Source organism: Bradyrhizobium sp. 179, assembly GCF_023073535.1.
Taxonomy (GTDB): Bacteria; Pseudomonadota; Alphaproteobacteria; order Rhizobiales; family Xanthobacteraceae; genus Bradyrhizobium.
Genome location: NZ_JADPJR010000081.1, coordinates 111,900 through 138,522 on the forward strand (window position 1 = coordinate 111,900; position 26,623 = coordinate 138,522).

19 protein-coding genes are annotated in these 26,623 nt (G+C 64.5%); 10 read left to right on the plus strand and 9 right to left on the minus strand.

What is annotated here, in order from left to right:
- Positions 1-7 precede the first annotated feature (7 nt).
- Positions 8-646: a DUF1109 domain-containing protein gene (locus IVB12_RS20270; protein WP_247301298.1), complete on the minus strand. Its 639-nt coding sequence runs from the start codon at positions 644-646 to the stop codon at positions 8-10.
- 2 nt (positions 647-648) lie between these two features.
- Complete coding sequence (locus IVB12_RS20275; RefSeq protein ID WP_247301299.1) at positions 649-1,194, minus strand: sigma-70 family RNA polymerase sigma factor; 546 nt, start codon at positions 1,192-1,194, stop codon at positions 649-651.
- A gap of 290 nt (positions 1,195-1,484) precedes the next feature.
- Here IVB12_RS20275 and IVB12_RS20280 point away from each other — a divergent pair, with 290 nt between their 5' ends.
- From IVB12_RS20280 to IVB12_RS20295, 4 genes are all read left to right on the plus strand, one after another.
- Positions 1,485-2,153 carry a hypothetical protein gene (locus tag IVB12_RS20280; protein ID WP_247301300.1) on the plus strand — a complete coding sequence of 223 codons (669 nt, stop codon included), beginning with the start codon at positions 1,485-1,487 and terminating at the stop codon, positions 2,151-2,153.
- A gap of 108 nt (positions 2,154-2,261) precedes the next feature.
- A complete protein-coding gene (locus IVB12_RS20285) occupies positions 2,262-3,041 on the plus strand; it encodes an enoyl-CoA hydratase (protein WP_247301301.1) in 780 nt (259 codons plus the stop codon).
- A gap of 187 nt (positions 3,042-3,228) precedes the next feature.
- Positions 3,229-4,659 carry a TolC family outer membrane protein gene (locus IVB12_RS20290; protein ID WP_247301302.1) on the plus strand — a complete coding sequence of 477 codons (1,431 nt, stop codon included), beginning with the start codon at positions 3,229-3,231 and terminating at the stop codon, positions 4,657-4,659.
- Between the two features lie 192 nt (positions 4,660-4,851).
- Positions 4,852-5,814 (plus strand): amidohydrolase family protein, encoded by a 963-nt coding sequence (locus IVB12_RS20295; protein WP_247301303.1) that lies wholly within the window; start codon positions 4,852-4,854, stop codon positions 5,812-5,814.
- Positions 5,815-5,817: 3 nt separating this feature from the next.
- On the opposite strand, the gene IVB12_RS20300 is transcribed toward IVB12_RS20295, so the two are convergent.
- The 3 genes from IVB12_RS20300 to IVB12_RS20310 form a co-directional block, all read right to left on the minus strand.
- Entirely contained in the window at positions 5,818-8,934 is a 3,117-nt protein-coding gene (locus IVB12_RS20300) for a CusA/CzcA family heavy metal efflux RND transporter (protein WP_247301304.1), read from the minus strand.
- Between the two features lie 28 nt (positions 8,935-8,962).
- Complete coding sequence (locus IVB12_RS20305) at positions 8,963-10,207, minus strand: efflux RND transporter periplasmic adaptor subunit (RefSeq protein WP_247301305.1); 1,245 nt, start codon at positions 10,205-10,207, stop codon at positions 8,963-8,965.
- A 145-nt stretch (positions 10,208-10,352) separates the two neighbouring features.
- Complete coding sequence (locus IVB12_RS20310; RefSeq protein ID WP_247301306.1) at positions 10,353-11,765, minus strand: CoA transferase; 1,413 nt, start codon at positions 11,763-11,765, stop codon at positions 10,353-10,355.
- A 139-nt stretch (positions 11,766-11,904) separates the two neighbouring features.
- Between IVB12_RS20310 and IVB12_RS20315 the strand changes: the two genes are divergently transcribed.
- Both IVB12_RS20315 and IVB12_RS20320 read left to right on the plus strand, forming a co-directional pair.
- Entirely contained in the window at positions 11,905-12,192 is a 288-nt protein-coding gene (locus tag IVB12_RS20315) for a hypothetical protein (protein ID WP_247301415.1), read from the plus strand.
- Between the two features lie 89 nt (positions 12,193-12,281).
- The gene (locus tag IVB12_RS20320; protein WP_247301307.1) at positions 12,282-13,052 is read left to right on the plus strand and encodes an SDR family oxidoreductase; all 771 of its coding nucleotides are present in this window, start codon (positions 12,282-12,284) and stop codon (positions 13,050-13,052) included.
- Between the two features lie 80 nt (positions 13,053-13,132).
- Here the strand turns inward: IVB12_RS20320 and IVB12_RS20325 are convergent, their stop codons facing one another.
- Genes IVB12_RS20325 through IVB12_RS20335 form a run of 3 tightly spaced genes read right to left on the minus strand, consistent with a single transcriptional unit; the run spans position 13,133 to position 18,889 of the window.
- Positions 13,133-16,615, minus strand: a complete 3,483-nt coding sequence (locus IVB12_RS20325; RefSeq protein ID WP_247301308.1) for an error-prone DNA polymerase — start codon at positions 16,613-16,615, stop codon at positions 13,133-13,135.
- Positions 16,612-18,204 carry a DNA polymerase Y family protein gene (locus tag IVB12_RS20330; protein ID WP_247301309.1) on the minus strand — a complete coding sequence of 531 codons (1,593 nt, stop codon included), beginning with the start codon at positions 18,202-18,204 and terminating at the stop codon, positions 16,612-16,614. Before IVB12_RS20330 ends, IVB12_RS20325 begins: the two co-directional genes overlap by 4 nt.
- Positions 18,101-18,889: a DNA repair protein gene (locus IVB12_RS20335; protein WP_247301310.1), complete on the minus strand. Its 789-nt coding sequence runs from the start codon at positions 18,887-18,889 to the stop codon at positions 18,101-18,103. The genes IVB12_RS20330 and IVB12_RS20335 overlap by 104 nt, the downstream gene beginning before the upstream one ends.
- 163 nt (positions 18,890-19,052) lie before the next feature.
- Here IVB12_RS20335 and IVB12_RS20340 point away from each other — a divergent pair, with 163 nt between their 5' ends.
- From IVB12_RS20340 to IVB12_RS20350, 3 genes are all read left to right on the plus strand, one after another.
- Positions 19,053-20,288, plus strand: coding sequence for a putative DNA modification/repair radical SAM protein (locus IVB12_RS20340; protein ID WP_247301311.1), 1,236 nt, complete (start codon positions 19,053-19,055; stop codon positions 20,286-20,288).
- Positions 20,288-21,730: a UdgX family uracil-DNA binding protein gene (locus tag IVB12_RS20345; protein WP_247301312.1), complete on the plus strand. Its 1,443-nt coding sequence runs from the start codon at positions 20,288-20,290 to the stop codon at positions 21,728-21,730. Before IVB12_RS20340 ends, IVB12_RS20345 begins: the two co-directional genes overlap by 1 nt.
- A 98-nt stretch (positions 21,731-21,828) precedes the next feature.
- Positions 21,829-23,457, plus strand: a complete 1,629-nt coding sequence (locus IVB12_RS20350; protein ID WP_247301313.1) for an inorganic phosphate transporter — start codon at positions 21,829-21,831, stop codon at positions 23,455-23,457.
- A gap of 154 nt (positions 23,458-23,611) precedes the next feature.
- Here the strand turns inward: IVB12_RS20350 and IVB12_RS20355 are convergent, their stop codons facing one another.
- Complete coding sequence (locus tag IVB12_RS20355; protein WP_247301314.1) at positions 23,612-24,784, minus strand: M20 aminoacylase family protein; 1,173 nt, start codon at positions 24,782-24,784, stop codon at positions 23,612-23,614.
- Between the two features lie 212 nt (positions 24,785-24,996).
- Between IVB12_RS20355 and IVB12_RS20360 the strand changes: the two genes are divergently transcribed.
- Positions 24,997-26,616: a GMC family oxidoreductase N-terminal domain-containing protein gene (locus IVB12_RS20360; protein ID WP_247301315.1), complete on the plus strand. Its 1,620-nt coding sequence runs from the start codon at positions 24,997-24,999 to the stop codon at positions 26,614-26,616.
- Positions 26,617-26,623 lie beyond the last annotated feature (7 nt).

The window sequence follows — 26,623 nt, forward strand, 5'->3', positions numbered from 1 at the left end:
CGGCGCGCTAGTACCGCAGGACTTTCGAGCCCACTGCCGCGCCGATCGCGGTCACCACCGCGGTCGCGATCGTGTACCAGGTCGCGACGAACAGCGGCGAATCGTCGGTGCAGTGCGAAGCGTAGAGCGTCGCGGCCAGCCCGGCAGACAACAGCCCGGCGAGCGCGCCGGCGAGCGCCGGGCGCGACGGCGCACCGTGGCGCAGGCCGAACAGCGCTCCCGCAAGCAGCGGCAGTGCCATCGCGGGGATCGCAAACAGGCATACCCTGGAGTTCTTGCCCATCAAGCGCATCGTCATCGGCATGGCTGGCGCCATCATCGCCTCACTGCCGATCGCCACAGCAAGCAGTCCGACGGGAAGCAGCAAGAGCCAGCCCCAGCCGCGCAGCAGGGCTTCGGGACGCGACAGATGCAGGCTGACGATGATGGCGGGAATCGCGAGCGACAGCGTCACCGCGAACTTCATGTCGAAGAACGGGTTGCGCATCGCACTCATCATGTCCGGACGCACACCGAGGAACGTCGCGAAGATCAGGATCGACAGCGGCGCGGCCACCAGCAGTGCCATGGTCAGGACGGTGCCGACGCGCGGCGCGCGATGGACGTTGTCGGCCGCGAGCGAGCGAATGAGTTGATCGGTATCCATGCCTAGTGGTCCCGCAGTTTGGCAGTCAGTGCAGCAAGTCCACGATGCAGCGCGACCCGCACCGCACCTTCGCTCATCGCAAACTTTGCCGCCGTATCCTTGATCGAGGCGGCCTCGACCGCGATCGACTGCAAAACCTCGCGCTGGCGCTCCGGCAGGGTGCTCAGCTGGGCGGCGACCTCGCCCGCCGAAGCCGTCTCCTGCGGCGCCTCGCCCGGCAGCGTCTCGGCGAAATCGTCGATGTTGACGAAGACGCGCCTGCCGCGCCGCCGCAGCGTATCGATCAGCTTGTTGCGGGCGATCGCGAACAGCCAAGGCGCGAAGGGGGCTTCGCTGTCCCAGGTGTGCCGCTTCAGATGAACCGCCAACAAAATCTCCTGCACGATATCCTCGGCCTGGTCGGGAGACTGGCCTGCCCGCGCCAGCCCACGTCTCGCAGCAGCGCGCAGCACCGGCGTAACCGCCTTCAACAGGCGATGATACGCCGCATTATCGCCAGCCATGGCCGACCGCATCAGGCCGGTCCATTCATCCTCACGTCCGCGCACGCGCGCCCCTCACCATGCAATTCGGCCGCTCTTTCAATTTGTTACCCCAGCGCCCGCGCGATCACGGATTCGTGATCGACGCCAAGCCTCCGTCTCCGGTGCGGCCGTAAGAGCCCGCGACGCCTCATAACACCTATCAACCCGGCCCGCATCCGGCGGCCGGCCGCGAGGGGCGATTGCCCCGTTTTCGCCCTGTGGAGCCCGAAGATTCCCATTTTCTGCCCCGCTGTCGTCACGCCCCAGGGTCTCTGTTCGTTCTTGGGACGGGCGGAATTGGGGAGATCGTCAACATGATCAAAGCCAGCGGGCGCGCGGCCCTGATCCTTGTGGCCGGGCTTTTCTTGCTGTTTGGCGGCGTTGCACAGGCGGCGCCGAACTCAGCCGAAAGCAGCAAATCCGACAGCGCAGGCAATCAGGCCGACACGGCCAAGCCGAGCAAGCAGCGGCACCATGAGTCGCGCCGCGCCAGCAGCAAGACGGCGCAAAAGTCCGACGACAAGGCCGACAAGAAGGACACTGCGGCAAATACCTCCGAGCCCAAGGCCGGCACAGACGGGACCGCCTCAACCCAGATGCCGCCGGAAGTCGCCAACGCCCATGCGCAGCTCACCGCCACCGATATGCCGACCGCTGCCGCGGCCTCTGCGATGACGGGCCGTGCCAACGACAACGTCCAGGCGGCGGCCGATGACACCCCCAATAACACCGCACCCAAGGCCGAGACCCAGGTGGTGGCCCCCGATCAGCTCAACGACATCGACCGCGCCGTGCAACAGGACAACCCGCCGGCGCAGAAGGCCGTGGTCGCTGCAACCGAAGCGCAGCCGCGCCCCACGCCGGTGATCGCAAGCAGCCAGCAGAGCTCGGCCTGGGACCAGAGCTCCCTGATCGGCAAGATCTTCATCGGTGTCGGCACGTTTCTGACGCTGGCCTCGGCCGCGCGCATGTTCATGGCCTGACCGTCAGTTCCGCCAGGACGCACCGCCCCGCGCGTCCTGCGTCCGGCCCCTTGAAGCCCACCGCGCCAGCGGGCACATTGCCCACCCAATCAGAAACGTGGGTGGAACATGAGCACGTTCGAACACATCATCGTCGAAAGCAAAGGCGCGGTCGGCATCATCAAGCTGAATCGGCCGAAGATGCTCAACGCGCTCTCTTTCGGCGTCTTCCGCGAGATTGCGGCCGCCGTCGACGATCTCGAGGCCGATGAGGCCATCGGCTGCATTGTCGTGACCGGCAGCGAGAAGGCCTTTGCCGCCGGCGCGGACATCAAGGAGATGCAGCCGAAAGGCTTCATCGACATGTTCTCCGAGGATTTTGCCGCGATCGGCGGCGACCGCGTCGCGCGCTGCCGCAAGCCGACCATTGCGGCAGTCGCGGGTTATGCGCTCGGCGGCGGCTGCGAGCTCGCCATGATGTGCGACTTCATCATCGCCGCCGATACCGCCAAGTTCGGCCAGCCCGAGATCACGCTCGGCACCATTCCAGGCATCGGCGGCACCCAGCGCCTGACGCGCGCAATCGGCAAATCGAAGGCGATGGACCTCTGCCTCACCGGCCGCATGATGGATGCGGCGGAGGCTGAGCGCAGTGGCCTCGTCAGCCGCATCGTGCCGGCCGACAAGCTGATGGACGAGGTGATGGCGGCAGCCGAGAAGATCGCGGCGATGTCGCGCCCTGCCGCCGCGATGGCCAAGGAAGCGGTGAACCGCGCCTTCGAGACCACGCTCGCCGAGGGTATGAGCGTCGAACGCAACCTGTTCCACGCGACTTTCGCGCTGGAAGACCGCTCCGAGGGCATGGCGGCGTTCATCGAGAAGCGCAAGCCGGTGAACAAGAACCGGTAGCGCACATACCGGTCAGGCTGGTGTAAGGCTCTGGCGCTCTCCTGCGCACATCCTGTGACGTGCCTGCAACAAGCACGGAATACATGGAGGTTTTGCCCGCGGCAGTTTGCCTGCGGGACCTCGGCTGGCTAAACAGCTAAGAGGCCATCGTCGGCGGGGGCGGACAGCCGGGGTTAAGCGGGATTACATGATTGGGCGTACCGCCAGAGCTAGTCGCGGTTTGACGCGACGTCGATCGGGCGCGGGTCATGTGCTTGCGACATGGACCACGCTGGCGCTCGCGTGCGCCCTTCCCTCCGCGGCATGGGCCGAAGCCCTGCCGGAGGCATTGGCAAAAGCCTATCAGACCAATCCGCAGCTCAATGCCGAGCGTGCGCGCCAGCGCGCCACCGACGAGAACGTGCCGCAGGCGCTGGCCGGCTACCGGCCGCAGATCGTGGCGAGCCTCAGCGCGGGCCTGCAATCGGTGCGCAATCTGCTGCCCGACAACACCATCCAGACCGCCAATCTGAAACCCTGGATCATCGGCGTCACCGTGACGCAGACCCTGTTCAACGGCTTCCGCACCGCCAACAGCGTGCGCGCTGCCGAACTCCAGGTGCAGTCGGGCCGCGAGGCGCTGCGCAATGTCGGCCAGGGCGTGCTGCTCGACGCGGTCACCGCCTACACCAACGTGCTCGCCAACCAGTCGCTGGTCGAAGCTCAGCGCTCGAACGTCGCCTTCCTGCGCGAAACACTCGCCGTCACCCAGCGCCGCCTCAACGCCGGTGATGTCACACCGACCGATACCGCCCAGGCCGAGGCGCGCCTCAACCGCGGCCTTGCCGATCTCAACGCGGCGGAAGTCGCGCTCGCCGTCAGCCAGGCAACCTATACGCAGGTCATCGGCAACGCGCCGTCGCAGCTTCGGCCGGCCGAAGCCGTCGACCGCTATCTGCCGAAGAGCCGCGAGGACGCCATGACGATGGCGATCCGCCAGCATCCGGCGGTGATGGCCGCAAGCTTCGACGTCGACGTCGCCTCCACCAACATCCGCATCGCCGAAGGCACGCTGCTGCCGAGCGCCAGCATCCAGGGCAGCGCCAGCAAGAGCCGCAACAACGACCCGACGCTCGGCACCTTCGCCGAGGATCAGGCCTCGATTGTCGCCAACGTCACCGCCCCGATCTACGACGGCGGCCAGGCCGCGGCGCAGACCCGGCAGGCCAAGGAGATCACGGCGCAGAGCCGGCTCGTGCTCGACCAGGTGCGCAATCAGGCGCGCACGGCCGCAATCAGCGCCTGGGTTGCCAATGAAGGCGCCAAGATCACGGTCTCAGCCTCGGAGTCCGAAGTGAAGGCGGCCACCGTCGCGCTCCAGGGCGTGCAGCGCGAGGCCGCCGGCGGACAACGTACGACGGTCGACGTGCTGAACTCGCAAGCCGACTTGATCCAGGCCAAGGCGCGCCTCATCAGCGCCAACCGCGACCGCGTCATCGCCTCCTACACGCTACTCAGCGCGGTCGGCCATCTCGATGTCAAAACGTTGAACCTGAACACGCCGGATTACCTGCCCGAGGTGCATTACCACCAGGTCCGCGACGCCTGGCACGGCTTGCGCACGCCGTCGGGGCAGTAGCAGCCGGCGGCGCAGTATCTCCAGCGCTCCGCCCTGCTCGCCCGTCTTGACGTACCCGATCGTGCGTGTTGACGGCTCACGCCCGCTTGCAGACCTAGTTGAGCAGCTATGCAGCGGAGTGGAGCGGCTGCCGGGCCGATGTGATACTGTCCCAGCCCTATTACCAAAGATAGTATTACAGGGAGAGAAACCATGCTCAGCCGACGCGGCGTCCTCTTCGCCTCCCTTGGCGCCGGAGTAGCCATGACCAACAGAGCCAACGCCCGTGCGGCGCAGCCTGAGACGCCGATCAATTTCGATGTCCCGGTGCATGCCTGCGACTGCCACACCCACATCCATGGCGATGTCGAAAAGTTTCCGTTCTTCGCAGGGCGCGTCTACACGCCGGAGCCGGCGAGCCCCGAAGAGATGGCCGCGCTGCACAAGGCGCTGCATATCGAGCGGGTGGTGATCGTGACACCAAGCGTCTACGGCACCGATAATTCATCGACCTTGTTCGGCATGAAAGCACGCGGCGCGACCGCGCGCGGAGTGGCCGTGATCGACGACAAAACCACCGAGGCCCAACTCGACACGATGCATCAGGACGGATTCCGCGGCATCCGCCTCAATCTTGCGACCGGCGGCGTCAATGACCCCAATGTCGGCAGACCGCGCTTCACTGCCGCCGTTGAACGGATGAAGGCGCGCGGCTGGCACGTGCAACTCTACACCACGCTCGCCATGATCTCGGCGATCAAGGACCTCGTCGAGACTGCGCCGGTGCCCGTCGTGTTCGACCATTTTGGCGGCCTCGAAGCCTCGCGGGGCCTGGAGCAGCCGGGCTTTTCCGATCTCGTGGCGCTGGTGAAATCCGGCAAGGCCTATGTCAAGATTTCGGCCGCCTACCGTTCATCAAAGCTCGCTCCCGACTATCAGGATATGGTGCCCTTCGCGAAGGCGCTGATCGCGGCGAACGCGGACCGCATCGTCTGGGGCACCGACTGGCCGCATCCGGATTCCAGCCGCGTCGAGGGACGCAAGCCCACCGACATCGCGCCGCTCTATCAGATCGACGACGGACGTCTGCTCAACCAGTTGCCAGTATGGGCGCCAGATGCGGACGTGCGCAAGAAGATCCTGGTCGACAATCCGGCGCGGCTCTACGGGTTCTGACGATCAGCGCGCGGAGCGGGAGAAAAAGGAGATCAGAACCGGCAAGGTCACGAGGATCACGACCGGCGCCAGCATCATGCCGGTGACGACCACGACCGCGAGCGGCTTCTGCACCTGCGAGCCGATGCCGTCCGACAGCGCCGCCGGCAACAGGCCGACGCCGGCGACGACGCAGGTCATCAGCACCGGCCGAAGCTGCAATTCGCCGGTGCGCACCACCGCGCTCATGCGGTCCATGCCTTCCTCGATGAGCTGGTTGAACTGCGACAGGATGATGATGCCGTCCATGACGGCGATGCCGAACAGCGCGATGAAGCCGATTGCCGCGGAGACGCTGAATGCCGTGCCTGATATCAACAGGCCCAGCACGCCGCCGAAGATCGCCATCGGGATCACGCTCATCGCGAGCAGCGTGTCGGTCACCGAGCCGAAATTGAACCAGAGCAGGACGCCGATCAGCGCCAGCGAGATCGGCACCACGATCGACAGCCGCCGGATCGCATCCTGGAGGTTGCCGAACTCGCCGACCCACTCCATGCGCGAGCCGGGGGGTAGCTGCACCTGCTCGGCGATCTTCTGCTGCGCCTCGCGGATCGCGCTGCCGAGGTCGCGTTCGCGTACCGAGAACTTGATCGGCAGATAGCGCTCCTGCTGCTCGCGATAGATGTAGGCGGCGCCGGAGACGAGGCTGATGTTGGCGACCTCGCTCAGGGGGATCTGCGTGACGGTGCCGTTCGGCCCCGGCGCTCCGATCCGCAAATTCTGGATCGCCTCCGCGCTTCTGCGATATTCCGGCGCGAGGCGCACGATGATCGGGAAGTGGCGGTCGCTGCCAGGCTCATAGAGATCGCCCGCAGTGTCGCCGCCGATCGCCACCTTGATCGTGGCGTTGATGTCGCCGGGGGCGAGACCATAGCGCGCGGCCTTGGCGCGATCGATGTCGATCTGGATAGTCGGCTGCCCCAGCGAGGTGAACACCGCAAGATCGGTGACCCCCTGCACGGTGGCCAGCACCGACTTGATCTTGTTGGCGGTGTCGGTCAGCGCCTGGAGATCGCTGCCGAACAGCTTGATCGAGTTCTCGCCCTTCACGCCGGAAACGGCTTCGGAGACGTTGTCCTGGAGATATTGCGAGAAGTTGAACTCGACGCCGGGGAAGCGGTCGTCGAGCTGCTTGAGCAGTTGCGCGGTCAGCTCTTCTTTGTCGCGCGTGCCGGGCCACTGGCTCGCGGGCTTGAGCGGCGCGAAGAACTCGGCGTTGAAGAAGCCGGCCGCGTCGGTGCCGTCGTCGGGACGGCCGTGCTGCGACACGACGGACTCGACCTCGGGCCGGGCGCGGATCACCTTGCGCATCTCGTTGACGTAAGAATTGCCTTCCTGGAGCGAGATGGTCGGCGGCAGCGTGGCGCGGATCCAGAGATTGCCCTCTTCCAGCTTGGGCAAAAATTCGAGACCCAGCAGCCGGCCGAACGCAACCGTCATCAGCACGAGGCCGACGGCGCCGCCGAGCACGATGTTTCGATTGACGACCGCCCAATGCAGCAGCGGCGAGTAAAGCCTGTGCAGGATCTGCATGATCCTGGTCTCGGTTTCCTCGACATGGGCGGGCAGGATGATCGCCGACAGCGCCGGGGTGACAGTGAACGTCGCAAACAGCCCTCCCGCAAGCGCATATGCATAGGTGCGCGCCATCGGTCCGAAGATATTGCCCTCGACGCCTGACAGCGTGAACAGCGGCAGGAAGGCCGCGATGATGATGGCCGCTGCAAAGAAGATCGAGCGCGAAACGTCGGCCGCGGCGCTGAGGATGGCATGGCTCTTCATGCCGAACAGCGTCTCATGCGACATCTGCTCGGCTTCCGACATCGGCGTGGTCTGGGTCAGACGTCGAAAGATCGCCTCCACCATGATGACGGTGGCATCGACAATCAAGCCAAAATCGATGGCGCCGACCGACAGCAGGTTCGCCGATTCTCCGCGGAGCACCAGGATGATCACGGCGAAGAACAGCGCGAACGGAATGGTGGCGCCGACGATCAGCGCGCTGCGCAGATCGCCGAGGAAGATCCACTGCAGCAGCACGATCAAGAGAATGCCGACCACCATGTTGTGCAGCACGGTGTGGGTGGTGAGCTCAATCAGGTCCCCGCGGTCGTAGATCCGCTCGATGCGCACGCCGGGCGGCAGGATGCTGGAATTGTTGATGGTTTGAACGAGTTGGTGGACGCGCTTGATGGTCGGCGAGCTCTGCTCGCCGCGGCGCATCAGGACGATGCCCTGCACGATGTCGTCGGAATCGTCGATGCCGGCAATGCCCAGACGTGGCTTCTGGCCGACGGTAACGGTGGCGACGTCCTTGACCAGCACCGGATTGCCGTTGGTTTGCGAGACCATCGTGTTGGCGAGGTCGTCGATCGAGCGGATCAGGCCGACGCCGCGCACGACGGCCGATTGCTGGCCGATATTGACGGTGTTGCCACCAACATTGACGTTGGAATTGCCGACCGCCTGGAGCAATTGCGGCAGCGTCAGACCGTTGGCGACCAGCTTGTTGAAGTCGACCTGGAGCTCGTAGGTCTTGCTCCTGCCGCCCCAGCCGGTGACGTCGATGACGCCGGGGACGGCGCGAAACCGCCGCTGCAGGATCCAGTCCTGAATGGTCTTGAGATCCAGCACGCTGTAGTTCGGCGGACCTACGAGACGGTAGCGGAAGATCTCGCCGATCGGGCTGAGCGGCGAGATCTGCGGCTGCACGTTGCCCGGTAGCGGAGCGAGCTGCGCCAGGCGGTTCAACACCTGCTGCAACGCCTCGTCATAAGTGTAGGCGAAGGAGAATTGGAGTTTGATGTCGGAGAGACCGTAGAGCGAGATGGTGCGAATGGTCGTCAGATTTTTCAGGCCAGCGACCTGGGTCTCGATCGGGATCGTGATGTAGCGCTCGATCTCCTCTGCCGACAGGCCCGGACTCTGCGTCACGATGTCGACCATCGGGGGGGTCGGATCGGGATAGGCTTCGATGTTGAGCTGGTTGAACGCGATCAGGCCGCCGATCAGGACGGCGACGAACATGCCGACCATCAGAAAGCGCCGGTTTACGGCAAGGGCAACGAGACGATCCATCAGCTCTTCAGTTTTCTTGGGTCGTCGATCAGCTGCCGGACGCCGCGCGGTCGATGAACAGGCTGCCCTTGGTGACGATCTGCTCGCCAGGTTTCAGATTGCTGGTGACCTCGACGAGGTTGCCGTTGATGAGGCCGATCTTGATCTGGCGCAGCTCGACCGATTTGTCCTCGCGCGCGACCCAGATGCGGACCTTGTCGGCTTCATAGATCAAAGCCTGTTTCGGCACCGCCGGCGCGGCACGGTCGCCGGCCGAGTAGATCGTGACGTTGGCGAACATCTCCGGCTTGAGCAGGCCGTCCTTGTTGTCGATGGTGGCTCGGACCAGGAGACGGCGGGTGTTGGGATCGATCGCGGCGGCGACGTAGTTGATCCTGGCGGTCAGCGGCCGGCCGGGCAGCGCCATCACGTTGACGCTGATATCCTGACCGATGCACACCGCGGCCGCATCACTCTCGCGCACGAAGGCGGTGAGCCACACCGTGGAGAGGTCGCCGATCACGAAGACCGGATCGCTGGCACCGGAACTGACGTACTGGCCAGGGCCGATCTTGCGCTGCACGACTGTGCCCGCGATCGGCGAATAGATCGTGATTTCCGGATTAATGACACCCTTTTCCTGGAACGCCTTGATGGTCTCGTCCGTGAAGCCGAGGATGCGCAGCTTGTTGCGCGCCGCTTCCAGCGCCGTCACCGAGGAGCGCATGTCGTTCTGCGCCTGAACCTGGGTCGCCTCCGCCTGCTGATAGTCCTTCAGCGGAATGGCATGGCCCTCATAGAGGTCCTTAGCGCGCTTGAACTGGATGTCGGAGAGCTCAAGCGCCGACCTCGCCTTGTTCTGCGACGTCATGGCCGCGACGAAATCGTTCTGAGCCTGCACCGTGTCGGCGGCCTCGATCGTGAACAGCGGTTGGCCTTGCTTCAGCATCTCACCCGGCTTGGCGAGCAGCTTGGTGACGCGGCCCGCATAGGGCGAGAACACCGGCGTCGAACGGTCCTCGTCGACCGCGACTTTGCCCTCGGTGACATACTCGGCCCGGAAGCTCTTGGCCTTGACCGGCTCGATCGTCAGCGTCGCCCATTCGGACGCCGTCGGTGTGAAGGTCTGCGCATTCCTGCGCGATTGGCTCGAGATTTCGGAGTGTTTCTTTTCCTTAGATCCCGAATACAGGAAGCCGTAGGCCCCGGCACCGGCGAGCGCTAGTAAAACTACGGAGGTGATCACCCGTTGTTTTGTAAGCACCTGCAATCGCTTGGTATTTTCAACCACCATTGAGCCCGGTCGTGTTTGCGACGATCTCGGCAAATGACTGCCTTATCGGTCGCGCTAATAGTGCCGAATTCCGATTTCAAACAACCTAAAAAACGCTAGGCGCCTCTTGGTCGACGTTAAAATTTCGCGATGTGTCAGCTTCATGTCAGCTTCGCGCCGGCCACTGTGCCGGATGAGTGCCGAGCGGCATCGCCGGACGTCTCCATTGTGCCGGCGTCGTCGATAGCACCGCCGAATGGCGCACCGCCTTCAACATGCCGAAGCCAGATGGCATGCTCTCGATGAACGCAGCATGTATGGCCTCCCCCGTAAGATCCGGGGTGTCCAGTCCGCCGTCAAGCCGGCCGAGATTCCAAAGCCAGCGTCCGGTCTGCGCCAGCGACACGCGGACGTGCCAGCTGCCACCTTCGCGGGCTTGGCGCACTTTGGCCATCATGGCGCCGAACGCCATCAGATAGCCGGTGGCGTGGTCGAGCATCTGCGCCGGCAATTCCTTGGGACCGTCGATGCCGGCGGCCTGTCCCTCCGCCTGGTTAAAGCCGGTCGCGGTCTGCACCAGTGAATCGAAGCCGCGCCGCTCCGCCCACGGGCCGGCATGACCATAGGCCGACAGCGTGACATAGACGATGCCGGGATTGATTTGCGCTGCGTCCTCCGGCGCGAAGCCGAGGGCGGCAAGCGCGCGCGGGCGGTAGCCTTGCGAAAAGACGTCGGCGTCTTTCAACAGGGCGCGCAATTGCGCCCTGCCCGCCGCGCTCTTCAGGTCGATGAAGGTGGTGAGCTTGCCGCGGCCGGTGTCGATGGTGAGCCAGGGAATGGCGGGTAGTTCGGGCCCTGAGACGAGCAGCACGTCCGCGCCGTGCGCAGCGAGCGTGCGGCCTGCGACAGGGCCCGCGATGACGCGGGAGAGATCGAGCACGCGCAGGCCCGCGAGCGGACGATCGCTGTTCGACAATCCCAGCGGCCACGGTTTCGCCGGGGCCTCGCCGATCTTCTCGATCGAGACCAGCGGTAGTTCGGCGAGCGCACGCGCCTGCGGCAGCGCCGACCATTCGTCGTAGCTGCGCATCAGGGCAACGACGCCGCCTGCGGCGTAAGCCGCAGCCTCGAAATCCTCGCCGTTCCATTGCATGAGCGCCGCCTGCACCTTCTCGCGCTCGGGCACGCAGCGGAGCACCTTGCAGACGGCCTCGCGGTGATGCGGGAAATTGGTGTGGCAGCGGACGAAGCGGCCATCGCCGGTCCTGTAGACGCCGGCGATGGCGTCCCACGCCGGGGGCGGCGGCTTGTCGTCGACGCGCAAATAGCGCTCGGATCGGCATTCGACGACCGCATGACGCATGTCGACGGAGACGTCCTGCGCCTCGCCGCTGCGCAGTCGCCAGATCTCCGCGGCGGCGAGGCCGGCGGCGGCGATCGTCGTCTGCCCGGCGACAGCGACGCGAAACGAGGATGGGATCTGCGGCTCCTCACCGGTCAGCTGCACGCGGTCGAGCGCAGCCGGATCGCCGCCGACGGAGGTCCAGATATCCCTGAGAATGCCGGCGGCACTTTGCATGGCCGCTTTTCTCCCGTTTGTTTGAGCATGGTCTTCGCGCAAACGCATTCGTCGTTTGTCGCGAGGGAAAACCGTTACACGCTTTGCTGGATCATGCGCTAATTTTCACGACCATCTCATGATCGCAGAAAGGATTGCAATGGCCGCCATCGATCCCCTCACCGCGGGTGCCGTGTTCGTCGCAACGGCGGCCACCGACGCGGTCTATGTGATGTTCACCTCGGCCGTGGTTGCGCGAAAGCGCGTGCCGGCCGCGACTTGGAGCGCAATCTGGTATATGCTCTCCTCCTACGCGGTGATCAGCTACACCGAAAACGCCTTCTATGTCGCCTTCGCCGCGACAGGTTCCTGGGTCGGCGCCTACGTCTCGCTGACCTTCCTGCACCGCCCGCCCGGCGGCCCGCCGGTGGGAGCGGCGCCGGAGTGAGGGCGGCGCCTCTCTCCATATCGTTGGAGAATTCAGCATATCTCCCAAAAGAGCTACACTCCCGGCAAGACAACAAGGAAAACCAGACAATGGATCTCGGTCTCAAAGGAAAGAACGCCATCGTGCTCGGCGGCACGCGCGGCATCGGACGGGCGATCGCGGCGACACTCGCCGGTGAAGGCGCCAATGTCGCGGTATGCGCGCGCAACGCCGATCAGGTTGCGGCCACCGTCACTGAATTGAAGGCGAGCGGAATCCGTGCGACCGGCAGTCCAGTCGATGCCACCGACGGCGCGGCGCTGAAAGCCTGGATCGAGAATGCCGCAAAGGAGCTCGGTGGCATCGACATGCTGTTCTCCAATGCCGGCGCAATGGCGCAGGGCCAGGATGCCGCGTCCTGGGAACAGAATTTTCGGCTCGACGTGCTCGGCGCCGTGCATGCGTTCGATGCCGCCCGGCCGTTCCTCGAAGCCAGCGGCGAGAGAAGCGGCGATGCGGTCTTCGTCATCATCTCCTCGATCTCGGCCGCACAGGCTGACCTCGCCAGCTCTTACGGCCCGATCAAGGCGGCGCTGATTCACATGGCCAAGGGACTGGCGCGGCAATATGCGAAGAAGAAGATCCGGGTCAACGTGGTGTCGCCCGGCACCGTCTATTTCAAGGGCGGCGTCTGGAGCATGATCGAGCAGAACATGCCCGAGCGCTACAAGGATGCGATGAGCCGCAATCCGACCGGCCGCATGGCGACGCCGCAGGAGATCGCGAGCGCGGCAGTGTTCTTGGCGAGCCCGGTGTCGTCGTTCACGACCGGGTCCAATCTCGTCGTGGACGGCGCAATCTCGAACCGAGTGAATTTTTGAACGCTGGTTACGAGCGCTCACCACGCATTCGATGTCGTCCTGGCTTCGCCAGGACGACATCGGGGAGAGAGCCGAAATACTCAATGAAAATCCCGCGATGGCGGCAGGATGCGGACGTTGCGGGGGTGGCGGATTTTCTGCGCCGGGCTATCCGCGTGAGCACGGGGATCGTCGTTGAGCGGCTCGATCAGGGCGGTGCCTGCCGGCACCGGATGCTTGCGGCTTAAGGCGTCGTTGGCGAGGCCGATCAGGTCGTGCGAGCGATCGATCATGCGCTGAGCGATGAGATGCGTCACCTTTTCGGGGCTGCTCTGGATGTAGCCTTCGACCAGGATGAGGCGCGCGCACATCACCTCCTTGCGGTATTGCTCCATGATCTTGGGCCACACCACGACATTGGCGATGCCGGTTTCGTCCTCCAGCGTCATGAACACGACGCCGCTGGCGCTGCCCGGCCGCTGCCGCACCAAGACCACGCCGGCGCAGCGGACGCGGCGCCGCTCGTTCTCATGGTTGACATCCTTGCAGGCGATGACGCGCTCGCGCGAGAACATCTCGCGGAGGAATTCCATCGGGTGGCCCTTCAGCGACAGGCGAATGGTCTGATAGTCGGCGACCACTTGCTCGGCGCGCGGCATCACTGGCAGCGGCCTTGCGTGCTCGTCCGGCTGCTCGCGCGCGGTGGCCGCCTCGAACAGCGGCAGCGGCACGTCGTCCGGCAGCCGCCGCACCTGCCATAGCGCCTCGCGGCGGTCGAGCCCGAGCGAGCGGAACGCATCGGCATCCGCCAGCAGGATCAGCGCGCGCTTGGGCAGGCCGGTGTCGCGCGCGAAATCCTCGAGCGAGGTGAAGGGACGTCGGTTGCGGGCGGCGACGATGCGGTCGGCCCAGTCCTCTCTCCTGTCATTCCGGCGCGATGCGGCAGCGTCGAGCCCAGTATCCATTCCGTCAGGCGTATGCGGCCCGACGGCTTCCGGGCTCGTGCCAAGTGGCGCGCGCCCATTGCGTAATTGCGCAATGGGGAATGACGACTGAGAGCGCTTTAGCCTCTCCTCATCTTCGTCCAACCAGTGAAAGCCGTCGATCTGGCGGAAGCCGAGGCGAACGGCGCAGTATTTGCCTCTCCCCTGCTCCAGCGTGTTCTGCGCAAAACTGTAGGACACGTCGATGTCGCGCACCTCGACGCCGTTCTTGCGGGCATCCCCGACGATCTGCGCCGGAGCATAAAAGCCCATCGGCTGCGAGTTCAAGAGGCCGCAGCAGAAGGCGTCGGGGTGGTAATGCTTCAGCCATGAAGAGATATAGACGAGCTGTGCGAAGCTCGCGGCATGGCTCTCCGGAAAGCCGTAAGAGCCAAAACCCTTGATCTGGTCGAAGCAGCTTCGGGCAAAGTCGGGATCGTAGCCGCGCGCGACCATATTGCCGATCAGCTTGTCCTCGTATTTGCCGATGGTACCGACATTGCGGAAGGTCGCCATCGAGCGGCGCAGGCCATTGGCCTCCTCGGAGGTGAATTTTGCCGCCTCGATCGCGATGCGCATCGCCTGTTCCTGGAACAGCGGGACGCCCTTGGTCTTGTGCAGAACCTTGTAGAGCTCGTCCGCGGGACCATGCTCGGGCGATGGCGAGGGATAGCTCACTTTCTCCTGACCGTTCCGCCGCCGTAAGTACGGATGCACCATATCGCCCTGGATCGGCCCCGGACGTACGATCGCGACTTCGATGACGAGATCATAGAACGTCCGCGGCTTCAACCGCGGCAGCATGTTCATCTGTGCGCGGCTTTCGACCTGGAACACGCCGAGCGATTCCCCGTCGCAAAGCATGTCATAGACTTTGGGGTCGTCCTGCGGAACGCTCGCCAGCACCCAGCGCTCGCCCTTGTGCTCCGCGATCAAATCAAAACACTTGCGGATGCAGGTCAGCATGCCCAGCGCCAGCACGTCGACCTTCATCATGCTGAGCGCGTCGACGTCGTCCTTATCCCATTCGATGAACGTGCGGTCGTCCATCGCGGCATTGCCGATCGGCACATAGGTGTCGAGCCGGTCCTGCGTCAGCACATAACCGCCGACATGCTGGGAGAGATGGCGCGGGAATTCGATCAGTTCGGTTGCGAGCTCGACCGCGAGGTTGATCATGGGATTGTTGGGATCGAGTCCGGCCTGCCTGACCTGCATGTCGTTAAGGCCCTTGCCCCAGCTTCCCCAGACGGTGTCGGCGAGCGCGGCCGTGACATCCTCGGTCAGGCCCAGCGCCTTGCCGACGTCGCGGATGGCGCTGCGCGGGCGATAATGGATGACGGTGGCGATGATCGCGGCGCGGTGGCGGCCGTAGCGACGATAGACATATTGCATCACCTCCTCGCGCCGCGAATGCTCGAAATCGACATCGATATCGGGGGGCTCCAGCCGCTCCTTGGAGATGAAGCGCTCGAACAACAGATCGACCTTGGTTGGATCGACCGAGGTGATGCCGAGCACGTAGCACACGGCCGAGTTCGCCGCCGATCCCCGCCCCTGGCACAGGATATTCTGGCTGCGCGCGTAGCGCACGATGTCGTGCACGGTGAGGAAGTAATGCGCGTATTTCAGCTCGGCAATCAGCGCGAGCTCTTTCTTCAGCGTAGCGTACAGTTTCTCGTCGATTTTGGTGACGCCGCCGAAATATTTGTCGACACCGGCCCAGGTCAGATCCTCAAGATGACCTTGCGCGGTCTTGCCCGGCGGCACCGGCTCGTCCGGATATTGGTATTTGAGCTGATCGAGCGAGAAGTCGATTGCGTCGGCAAAGCGCATGGTCTCCGCGATCGCCTCGGGGAAATCGCGGAACAGCCGCGACATCTCCTGCGGCGCCTTCAAGAACCGCTCGGCGTTGGCTTCCAGCTTCCGTCCGACCGCCTCGATCGTGGTCTTTTCCCGGATGCAGGTCAGCACGTCCTGGAGAGGACGGCGCGCGGGATGATGATAGAGCACCTCGTTGGTCGCGAGCAACGGCACTCTTGCTTTTGCCGCGAGATCATCGAGCCGCGTCATTCGGCGCCGGTCGTCGCCGCGATAGATCAGGCTCGCCGCCAGCCACACGCCCTCGGCCCGGCTGTCCTTGAGTTTTGCAAGAACATCCAGCGCCTGCGCGGGTTCGAAACGATGCGGCAGCGTCAGGACCAGGAGCTGGCCTTCCGAAAACTCGAGGAGGTCGGCGAAGGTAAGACGACACTCGCCCTTCTCGATCCGCGTGATGTCGTCGCCGCGCTTGCCCTTTGTGAGAAGCTGGCACAGCCGACCATAGGCCGCGCGGTCACGCGGATAGACCAGAATGTCCGGCGTGCCGTCGATGAAGACGATGCGCGCGCCGATCAGGAGTTTCGGCTTGTGCAGCACCTCGGCATTGTCGAGCTCCTTGTAGGCGCGCACCACGCCGGCCAGCGTGTTGTGATCGGCAATGCCGATCGCGGGAATGCCGAGGATGCTGGCCTGATGCACATAGGCGCGCGGATCCGAGCCGCCGCCCAGGAAGGAAAAATTGGTGGTGATGCCGATCTCGGCATAGGCAGGCGTATTCATGCGAAGAGACCGTGCACATACCAGCCGGGAGAAGCGGGTTTGCCGTCGTCGTCGAACACCTCCCCCTCATAAAGACCGTCGCGAAAGATCCAGAAGCGCAGGCCTTCGGCATCCTCGATGCGGAAATAATCCCGCGTGAGCTGCTTGCCGTCCTGCCGCCACCATTCCATCGCGATGCGCTCGGGCCCTTCCACCCGCACCACCGCATGCAGCGCGCGGCGCCAGGTGAATTGATGCGGCGGGCCGTCCGGCACGGTCGCGAACGGCACCTTGATCGGCTCCGGCTTGTCGAACAGCCGCAAGGGACGCAGCGGCGGCTCGTTCTCGGCCCGCGCAGGCCATTCCGCCTGCATGGCGGCGGCGAGATGATGCTGCGCCGGCGCGGCGACAACCGCGCATTCAGGGATATGGGTGTCCTGCGGCAGGTGCACGACGACGCGCTTGCCGCCGATACGCGCGGCAATGCGGTCGATCAGTGCAGCAAGCTCGTCATTGTCGTGGACATGGGCATCGAGATCGCGCTGCTCCTGCACCACGATTTCTGTACGGCTCGCCGACAGCCGCACCATGTCAAAGCCGAAGCCGGGATCGAGCGGGTCGGCGAGCGCATCGAGACGCTCGCGAAACAACCGGTCGATCACCGCGCTGCGCGTCACCGGACGCCCGGTCTCGACCGTGATTGCGCGCACCACGCCATCGGTGCGGAAGAACGCGGCTTCCAGGCGTCGCGCGCCCTTGCCCTGCTTCTCCATGGATGCGATCAACGTGTCGGCAAGCCGCGACAGCGTCATCGCGATCATGGTGTCGGTCGCGATCGGCTCGGCGAAACGTTTTTCCACGATGTAGTCGGGCAGCGGTTTTCGCGGGTTGATCGGCGCATCGCCCTGCCCCAGCGCATGCGCCAGCAGCGTGGAGAACCGGGCGCCGAACCGCGCCGTGATCTCGCTCGGCGAGCGCGAGGCGACGTCGCCGATAGTCTTCAAACCGGCGCGACGCAAGCCTGTGGTGATGACTTCACCTGCACCGAGCGCGGAAATCGGAAATCGGCTGATCGCCGCCGCCTCCTCGCCATCGGCCACGATGGTGCCCGTGGCCTGCCGCGTCAGCGTGCGTGCGCAGATCGAGGTGCCGGCGATCGCCGCGCTGATGGCAAACCCCTGCCGGGCCAATGCGCGAACCAACGTCCGCAACAACGCGGCCTCACCACCGAACAGATGCGCGCAGCCGGTGATGTCCAGGAACAGGCCGTGCGGCGGATCGAGCGCCACCAGCGGTGTGAAGCGGTCGCACCAGTCCGCGACATCGCTGAGCGTCTTCGCATCGGCGACGATATCGGCGTCGAACACTTTCAGGTCCGGACACATCGCCCGCGCATTGGCCAAGGGCTGGCCGATATACAGGCCGAGGCGCTCGGCGGCCTCGTCGAGCGCATGGATCACCAGCGCATTGTTGTCCTTGATGACGACGATGCTTGGATCATTGCTCTTATGCAGTCCGACGTTCCCAAAGAACCGCTGAATCCGGTCGATGGGCAGGCGCGGCAGCCACAGGCTGAGAATACGTCGACGGCTCACTGAACTGGCACTCATCACATTTCCATTCCATGATCCACCGGCCACATGGGCCATGACGATTGCGCAAGAGCTCGGCATCGAAGCGCGGCGCGCCCCAGGCACTCGACACCGGGCCCGGCGGTGAATGCGCTGCGCGCAGCATCCATCGTGTTTCCGCGGTCGAGGGCAGCGGCTGCGCCGCCATGCGCAGCAAGAGCCCGGTGACGCCGGAAGCTTGCGCGGCCAGCGTCAGCTTGCGGCTCGCCACGAGATCGAACTGCCTGGTCTCGCCCCAGAGCTCGAGCACCACAGCCCCCAGCGCATCGCAGGCGAGCGCGTCGGCTGAGGTGCGCAGTGCGCTCTCGACATCAGCGGCGCGCACCATCACCACGCGGCGCGGATCGAGACCGAACTCGGCGAGCCCGCTCATCGACAGCGCGCCGGTTTCGATTTCCGAAAAATCCTGCCGCACCCATAGCAACGGCCGGTGCGCCGAGACGCGGCCCGCAAGCCCCATGACAAAGCCCGTTGCGGACGTCCCCTGCCGGCCCTCACAAAACACCTCATGGATCGCCGCACGTGCGAGCCCGCCCTTCAGCGCGCTGTCCGCCTCGCTGTGGCCGAGCGTGATGCGATCGCGCTGATGCACGACCTCCGCCGTCTCGATGCGCTCGATCTGGCTGCGCAAGGTCGCAAGCGCGCTTCTGCGTGCGCCGCTCATGCTCGCCGCTCCTTCAGGGGTGATTGCCGGTGGCTCTCAAAAAGAGAACCAGCGGCTGGCTCATTTGTTCATGATATGTTCTAATATAAAGCTAACGCCGCCCTGGGAGTCAATCGAATTGGCGCGCTTTGGGATTCATGAGTGGAATCAAAGGGATTCAAACATGGACGTACAACGCAAGCTGGAAATCCTGGCGGATGCTGCCAAGTACGACGCATCCTGCGCCTCCAGCGGCACCGAGAAGCGGGATTCCAGCGACGGCAAGGGCATGGGCTCGACCGCGCCGGGCATGGGCATCTGCCATTCTTACGCGCCGGATGGACGCTGCATCTCCCTGCTCAAGGTGCTGCTGACCAATGCCTGCAATTACGATTGCCTCTATTGCGTCAACCGCGCCTCCTCGAACGTAGCACGCGCCCGCTTCACCATCGACGAGGTCGTCAAGCTGACGCTCGACTTCTACCGGCGCAATTACATCGAGGGCCTGTTTCTCTCCTCCGGCATCATCCGCAGCCCCGATTACACAATGGAGCAAGTGGTCAGCGTCGCGCGAAAACTGCGCGAGGAGCATCACTTCCGCGGCTACATCCACCTCAAGACCATTCCCGAAGCCGACGATGCGCTGATCGCAGCAGCCGGCCAATATGCCGACCGTCTCTCCATCAACATCGAGATGCCGCAAGAGACGAGCCTTAAGCAATTCGCGCCGGAGAAGGACGTGCGCGCAATCCGTCGCACCATGGGCCGGCTGCGGCTCAAGCTCGACGAAGCCGAGGAAGGCCGCAGCGCGAAAACGAAGGCCAAGCCGCAGCGCTTTGCGCCGGCTGGGCAAAGCACGCAGATGATCGTCGGCGCCGACACGGCCTCCGATCACACCATTCTCCACAGCAGCGCCAATCTCTACGGCGCCTACCGCCTGCGACGCGTCTATTATTCCGCGTTCAGCCCGATCCCCGACGCCAGCCGCGCTTTGCCGCTGGTGCAGCCGCCGCTGCTGCGCGAGCACCGGCTCTACCAGGCCGACTGGCTGATGCGGTTCTACGGCTTCGACGTCGGCGAGATCGTCGACGACAGCGCGATGCTGCCGCTCGAGATCGATCCAAAGCTCGCCTGGGCGCTGCGCCACCGCGACCGCTTTCCGCTCGACGTCAACCGCGCCAGCCGCGAGGAATTGCTGCGCGTGCCGGGCTTCGGCACCAAAGCAGTCGAACGCATCATCGCGACACGGCGCACGACAACGATCCGCCTCGCCGATCTCGCGCGGCTGCATGTGCCCCGGCACAAGGCGCTGCCGTTCATCGTCCTCAGCGATCACCGGCCGCCGCCACACCGCCTCGATGAGGCGCGGCTGATCGAACGGTTCAAACCAAAGGCAACGCAACTGGGGTTTGGCTTCTGATGCAGTTCATCATCCTCGACAACGAAACCGATTTCGACGGCTGGCGCAAAGCCGCGCGGAGTCTCGTGCTTCACCACGTGCCGCCCAGCGATGTCACCTGGACTGTGCAAGGCGGCGAAGCCGAGCTGTTCGCCCCGTCTTCGCCATCTCCGATCCTCGAAGTGAACGACGGCACCTTCAACGTATCAGGCAAATTCGTCGAACTGGCCAAAGCAGCAATCCTGCACCGCGACCGCGAACGCTTTGCGATCCTCTATCGCCTGCTGTTTCGGCTGAAGGACAATCACGATCTCATCGAGGTCGCAACCGATCCCGATGTCGCGCAAGTCACGGCCATGGCGAAGGCAGTCTACCGCGACGAGCACAAGATGCATGCCTTCGTGCGCTTCCGCGAAATCGGCAGGGAACGCCAGGCTCATTACGTCGCCTGGTTCGAGCCGGAACATCACATCGTCGAGCTCGCCGCGCCATTTTTCGCCAAGCGCTTTGCCGACATGCCCTGGTCGATCCTGACGCCCGACCTCTGCGCGCATTGGGATGGCCACGCACTCTCGTTCACGCCGGGCGTCAGCAAGAGCGAGGCGCCCGGCGAAGACCGGCTGGAGGAAACCTGGCGGCGCTACTATGCCAGCATCTTCAATCCGGCCCGCCTCAAGGTGAAGGCGATGCAGGCCGAGATGCCGAAGAAATACTGGAGGAACCTGCCCGAGGCTTCGATCATTAAGCCCTTGATCGAGGATGCCGAGCGCATGACCGGCGCCATGATCGCCAATGCCGCAACCGATCCGCACAAGCCTCAGAAGCGGCCGGAGGCTCCGATGAAACGCAAGACCACAACCGACGATCTCGACGCGCTTCGCGAGGAGGCCGCGCATTGCCGCGCCTGCCATCTCTACAAGGACGCGACCCAAACCGTGTTCGGCGAAGGCCCGAAGTCCGCCAACATCATGCTGGTCGGCGAGCAGCCCGGCGACAAGGAAGACCTCGCCGGCCATCCCTTTGTCGGCCCGGCCGGCCAGATGCTCGATCGCGCGCTGGAGGAAGCCGGCGTCGATCGCAAGAAGGTCTATGTCACCAATGCCGTCAAGCACTTCAAATTCGTGCCGCGCGGCAAGATCCGCCTGCACCAGAAGCCGAATACGCCGGAGATCCGGGCGTGCCGGCAATGGTATGAGCGGGAGCTGGCGGCCGTTCAGCCCGATCTCGTCGTCGCGATGGGCGCCACCGCCGCGCAAAGCGTGTTCGGCAAGATCACGCCCATCGGCAAAAACCGAGGCCGGTTGATCGACCTTCCCGACGGGCGCAAGGCTTTGGTGACGGTGCACCCGTCTTATCTGCTGCGGCTGCCCGATCCCGAGGCCAAGGTGCTGGAATATCAGCGCTTTGTCGAAGATTTGAAGATCGCGGCCGGCTTGCAGAAGAAGGCTGCACGGGCTGCTTAAATACTGGCAGGAAGGCGGCTTTCACGCCTTGGTTGTCATTCAGCCTTCAAATCCATCGCGGACAATACCCTTACCTGAAGGTTAAGGGGCGTCCAGAGATGACCGATGTAGCATTCGACCGCGCGGTAACAGATCGCGCGCCCGTCCAGCCGGCGTCGCGGCCAAATCTCGACAAGGGCTTCAATCCGCTGACGCTGATCCTGTTCTTCGGCATCCTCGCCGCGGGCGCGCTGTTCGTCGCCTACAGCATCTATGTCGACATCAACGCGACTGGCACGCGGGTGACGACCTACCTGCCCTACATCCTCCTATTCGTCGCGCTCCTCATCGCGCTCGGCTTCGAGTTCGTCAACGGCTTCCACGACACCGCCAATGCGGTGGCCACCGTGATCTACACCCATTCGCTGCCGGCCGAAGTCGCGGTGATGTGGTCGGGCTTCTTCAACTTCCTCGGCGTGCTCTTGTCCTCCGGCGCGGTCGCATTCGGCATCGTCTCGCTGCTGCCGGTCGAGCTGATCCTCCAGGTCGGCTCCAGCGCCGGTTTCGCCATGGTGTTCGCGCTTCTGATCGCCGCGATCCTGTGGAATCTCGGCACCTGGTTCTTCGGACTGCCCGCCTCGTCCTCGCACACGCTGATCGGCTCGATCATCGGCGTCGGCGTCGCCAACGCCGTCATGCGCGGCCGCGACGGCACCTCGGGCGTGGACTGGAGCAAGGCGACCGAGATCGGTTACGCGCTGCTGCTCTCGCCGCTGTTCGGCTTCATTTGCGCCGCCGTGCTGCTGCTGCTGCTCAAGTTCATCGTGCGCAATCCGTCTCTGTACGCGGCACCTGAGGGCAACAAGGCGCCGCCACTCTGGATCCGGGGCCTACTGATCCTGACCTGTACCGGCGTCAGCTTCGCCCACGGCTCCAATGACGGCCAGAAGGGCATGGGCCTGATCATGCTGATCCTGATCGGCACCGTGCCGACGGCTTACGCCCTCAACCGGGCGCTGCCGGAATCTCAGGTCGCCCAGTTCCAGAAGGCCTCCGAAGCTGCCTCCAAGGTGATCTCGGCGAAAGGCGCCGGCCACAGCATCATCGGCGATCCCCGCCCGGCGGTGACGCAATACATCGCCCTGCACGAGCTCAACGATGGTACCTATCCCTCGCTCGCCGTGCTGGTGAAGGACGTCGGCGATCAGGTCGCTCGATACGGCACGCTGAGCAAGGTACCCGCCGAAGCCGTCGGCAACACCCGCAACGACATGTACCTGACCTCCGAAGCGATCCGCTTCCTGATGAAGGACAAGGCGAACGATCTCAACAAGGACGAGATCGCGGTGCTCAACACCTACAAGGGCTCGCTCGACGCTGCGACGAAGTTCATCCCGACCTGGGTGAAGATCGCCGTCGCCATCGCGCTCGGCCTCGGCACCATGATCGGCTGGAAGCGCATCGTCATCACCGTCGGCGAGAAGATCGGCAAAAGCCATCTCACCTATGCGCAGGGAGCCTCGGCCGAGCTCGTGGCCGCCGCCACGATCGGCGCCGCCGACGTGTTCGGCCTGCCCGTCTCGACCACTCACGTGCTGTCGTCCGGCGTCGCCGGCACCATGGCGGCCAACGGCTCGGGCCTGCAATGGTCGACCATCCGCAACCTGTTGATGGCCTGGGTGCTGACGCTGCCCTGCGCGATCATGTTGTCGGCCACGCTCTACGTGATCTTCTCGCGGATCTTCTGAGAAGAACGACACTCCATAAATGCGGATGGCCGGGCTTAGCCCGGCCATTTGCATTCAAGATTGTCATTCCGGGACGGCTCGAAGAGCCGAACCCGGAATCTCGAGATTCCGGGTCTGGTCCTGCGGACCATCCCGGAATGACGACTCAGAAGCCTTAAGACGCCGCCAGCTGCTCCTCCACCAGCTTCACCCAGTAGGACGTACCGAAGACGATCGCCTCGTCGTCGAAATTGTAGGCGGGGTGATGCAGGCCGGCGCTGTCGCCGTTGCCGCAGAAGATGAACGCTCCAGGCCGCGCTTCCAGCATATAGGCAAAATCCTCGCCGCCCATCAGCGGCGGCATCTCGTGCACGTTGGCATCGCCTGCGACCTGCTTGGCGATGCGCGTTGCCACCTCGGTCTCCGCGGCGTGGTTGTTCACCACCGGATAATTGCGTTTGTAGCGCAGATCGATCTTGGCGCCGGTGATCTGCGCCACGCCGGCCACAACTTCGCGGACGCGCTTCTCGACCAGCTGGCGCACCTCCGGCGACAGCGTGCGGATAGTGCCCCTCAGCGTCGCCGTTTGCGGAATGACGTTGCGGGCATTGCCGGCGTGGAACTCGCAGATCGAGATCACGGCCGATTCCAAGGGATCGACGCTGCGCGCGACGATCGATTGCAGGGCAGTGATCACCTGTGCACCGACCAGCACGGAGTCCACGCATTTGTGCGGACGCGCGGCATGGCCGCCGACGCCCTCGATCAGGATGTCGACCTCGTCGGTCGCCGCCATGATCGGTCCCGGCCGGATCGCAAACGAGCCGATCGGGATGCCCGGGCCGTTGTGCATGCCATAGACCTGCTCGATGCCGAAACGCTCCATTAGGCCATCCTTGACCATGGCCTCGCCGCCGGCGCCGCCCTCCTCGGCCGGCTGGAAGATCACCACGGCATCGCCGGCGAAGTTGCGGGTCTCGGCCAGGTAGCGCGCCGCGCCCAGCAGCATCGCGGTGTGGCCGTCATGGCCGCAGGCGTGCATCTTGCCCGGGTTCTTCGAGGCGTAAGGCAGGTTGGTCTGCTCCTCGACCGGGAGCGCATCCATGTCGGCGCGCAGGCCGATCACCTTGAGCCCGTCGCCGGCCGGCTTGCTGCCTTTGATGACGCCGACCACGCCGGTCTGGCCGAGGCCAGTCACGACCTCATCGCAGCCGAACTCGCGCAGGCGGTCAGCGATGAATGCTGCGGTGCGGTGAACCTCGTACAGCAGCTCCGGATGCTGATGGATGTCCCGGCGCCAGGCCTGAATATCGGGTTGGAGGTCGGCGACGCGGTTCACGATAGGCATGGAGCATCTCAAGCTTTTTTGGGAACACAGGATTGTCCTACCATGCAAGCGCCGGTCCACCTAACTCCCGTGGATCGAAGGTAACCTGTCCTTTCGTCATGGCCGGGCTTTTAGCCAGCTTGTCTTGGCCATCTACGTCCGACTATTACGACAGAAAGCGCGTGGATGGCCGGGACAAGCCCTGGCATGACGCCTGTTGGGATGGACGCAGAATGCCAAGACGGCTCGAAGGTGAGTTTGACTACATTATCGTCGGAGCCGGCACGGCGGGATGTATTGTCGCGAACCGGCTGTCGGCCGATCGCAACAACCGCGTCCTCATCCTCGAAGCCGGCGGCGACGACAACTGGATCTGGTTCCACATCCCGGTCGGCTATCTCTTCGCGATCGGCAATCCGCGCTCGGACTGGATGTTCAAGACGGAAGCCGAGCCGGGCTTGAACGGCCGCGCGCTCGCCTATCCCCGCGGCAAGGTGATCGGCGGCTGCTCGGCGATAAACGCCATGATCTCCATGCGCGGGCAGGCTGCCGACTACGACCATTGGCGCCAGCTCGGGCTGACCGGCTGGGGCTATGACGACGTGCTGCCGCTGTTCAAACGGCTGGAGGATCATTTCCTTGGGCCGAGCGAGCATCATGGCACAGGAGGCGGCTGGCGCATCGAGGCGCCGCGGCTGTCGTGGGACATTCTCGACGCCGTTGGGGACGCCGCCGAGGAGATGGGCATCAAGCGCATCCCGGACTTCAACACCGGGGACAACGAAGGCACCAGCTATTTCCACGTCAACCAGAAGCGCGGCCGGCGCTGGTCGTCGGCGCGCGGCTTCCTCAAGCCCGCGCTGAACCGTCCCAATCTGCGGCTGGAAAAGCATGTGCTGGTCGACCGCCTGATCATCGAGCAGGGTCGCGCCGTCGGCGTGCGCTTCATCCAGAACGGCGAGATCATCGAGGCGCGCGCCAAGCGCGAGGTGATCCTCTCGGCCGGCTCGATCGGCTCGGTGCAGGTGCTGCATCGCTCCGGCATCGGCCCCGCCGACTGGCTTTCGCCGCTCGGCATCGACATCGTCGTGGACCGGCCCGGCGTCGGGCGCAACTTGCAGGATCACCTCCAGCAGCGCGCGATCTACAAGGTCGAAGGGGTGCGCACGCTGAACGAGACCTATTACAACCTGTTTCGCCGCGGCCTGATGGGGCTCGACTACGCGTTCCGCCGCCGCGGGCCGCTGACCATGGCGCCATCGCAGCTCGGCATCTTCACGCGCTCCGATGCGACGCGCGCACGCGCCAACATCCAGTTTCACGTGCAGCCGCTGTCGCTCGACAAGTTCGGCGATCCCCTGCACCGCTTCCCCGCGATCACGGTGAGCGCGTGCAATCTCCAACCGACCTCTCGCGGCACCGTGCGGGTGCGCTCGGCAACGCCTGACGAGAAGCCGATCATTGCGCCGAACTACCTGTCGACCGACGACGATCGCCAGGTCGGCGCCGACGCCATCCGCACCACGCGACGCCTGATGCAGCAGAAGGCGCTGGCAAAATACCGCCCGATCGAATATCTGCCCGGCCCCTCCGTCGGCGACGACGATGCCTCGCTTGCGAAGGCTGCCGGCGACATCGGCACCACCATCTTCCATCCCGTCGGCACCGCGAAGATGGGCGCGGCGAACGATCCGATGGCGGTGGTCGACGAACGCCTGCGCTTCTACGGCCTCGGCGGTCTCCGCATCGTCGATGCCTCGATCATGCCGACCATCACCTCGGGCAACACCAACACGCCGACCGCGATGATCGCGGAGAAAGGTGCGGCGATGATTTTGGAGGATGCGAAGTAGCATCCGG

What these genes read in the sequence shown, in the direction of transcription:
- IVB12_RS20270 (WP_247301298.1), bottom strand. Translation starts at nt 646, where the DNA reads ATGGATACCGATCAACTCATTCGCTCGCTCGCGGCCGACAACGTCCAT.
- IVB12_RS20280 (WP_247301300.1), top strand. Translation starts at nt 1,485, where the DNA reads ATGATCAAAGCCAGCGGGCGCGCGGCCCTGATCCTTGTGGCCGGGCTT.
- IVB12_RS20285 (WP_247301301.1), top strand. Translation starts at nt 2,262, where the DNA reads ATGAGCACGTTCGAACACATCATCGTCGAAAGCAAAGGCGCGGTCGGC.
- IVB12_RS20290 (WP_247301302.1), top strand. Translation starts at nt 3,229, where the DNA reads ATGATTGGGCGTACCGCCAGAGCTAGTCGCGGTTTGACGCGACGTCGA.
- IVB12_RS20295 (WP_247301303.1), top strand. Translation starts at nt 4,852, where the DNA reads ATGCTCAGCCGACGCGGCGTCCTCTTCGCCTCCCTTGGCGCCGGAGTA.
- IVB12_RS20300 (WP_247301304.1), bottom strand. Translation starts at nt 8,934, where the DNA reads ATGGATCGTCTCGTTGCCCTTGCCGTAAACCGGCGCTTTCTGATGGTC.
- IVB12_RS20305 (WP_247301305.1), bottom strand. Translation starts at nt 10,207, where the DNA reads ATGGTGGTTGAAAATACCAAGCGATTGCAGGTGCTTACAAAACAACGG.
- IVB12_RS20310 (WP_247301306.1), bottom strand. Translation starts at nt 11,765, where the DNA reads ATGCAAAGTGCCGCCGGCATTCTCAGGGATATCTGGACCTCCGTCGGC.
- IVB12_RS20315 (WP_247301415.1), top strand. Translation starts at nt 11,905, where the DNA reads ATGGCCGCCATCGATCCCCTCACCGCGGGTGCCGTGTTCGTCGCAACG.
- IVB12_RS20320 (WP_247301307.1), top strand. Translation starts at nt 12,282, where the DNA reads ATGGATCTCGGTCTCAAAGGAAAGAACGCCATCGTGCTCGGCGGCACG.
- IVB12_RS20325 (WP_247301308.1), bottom strand. Translation starts at nt 16,615, where the DNA reads ATGAATACGCCTGCCTATGCCGAGATCGGCATCACCACCAATTTTTCC.
- IVB12_RS20330 (WP_247301309.1), bottom strand. Translation starts at nt 18,204, where the DNA reads ATGAGTGCCAGTTCAGTGAGCCGTCGACGTATTCTCAGCCTGTGGCTG.
- IVB12_RS20335 (WP_247301310.1), bottom strand. Translation starts at nt 18,889, where the DNA reads ATGAGCGGCGCACGCAGAAGCGCGCTTGCGACCTTGCGCAGCCAGATC.
- IVB12_RS20340 (WP_247301311.1), top strand. Translation starts at nt 19,053, where the DNA reads ATGGACGTACAACGCAAGCTGGAAATCCTGGCGGATGCTGCCAAGTAC.
- IVB12_RS20345 (WP_247301312.1), top strand. Translation starts at nt 20,288, where the DNA reads ATGCAGTTCATCATCCTCGACAACGAAACCGATTTCGACGGCTGGCGC.
- IVB12_RS20350 (WP_247301313.1), top strand. Translation starts at nt 21,829, where the DNA reads ATGACCGATGTAGCATTCGACCGCGCGGTAACAGATCGCGCGCCCGTC.
- IVB12_RS20355 (WP_247301314.1), bottom strand. Translation starts at nt 24,784, where the DNA reads ATGCCTATCGTGAACCGCGTCGCCGACCTCCAACCCGATATTCAGGCC.
- IVB12_RS20360 (WP_247301315.1), top strand. Translation starts at nt 24,997, where the DNA reads ATGCCAAGACGGCTCGAAGGTGAGTTTGACTACATTATCGTCGGAGCC.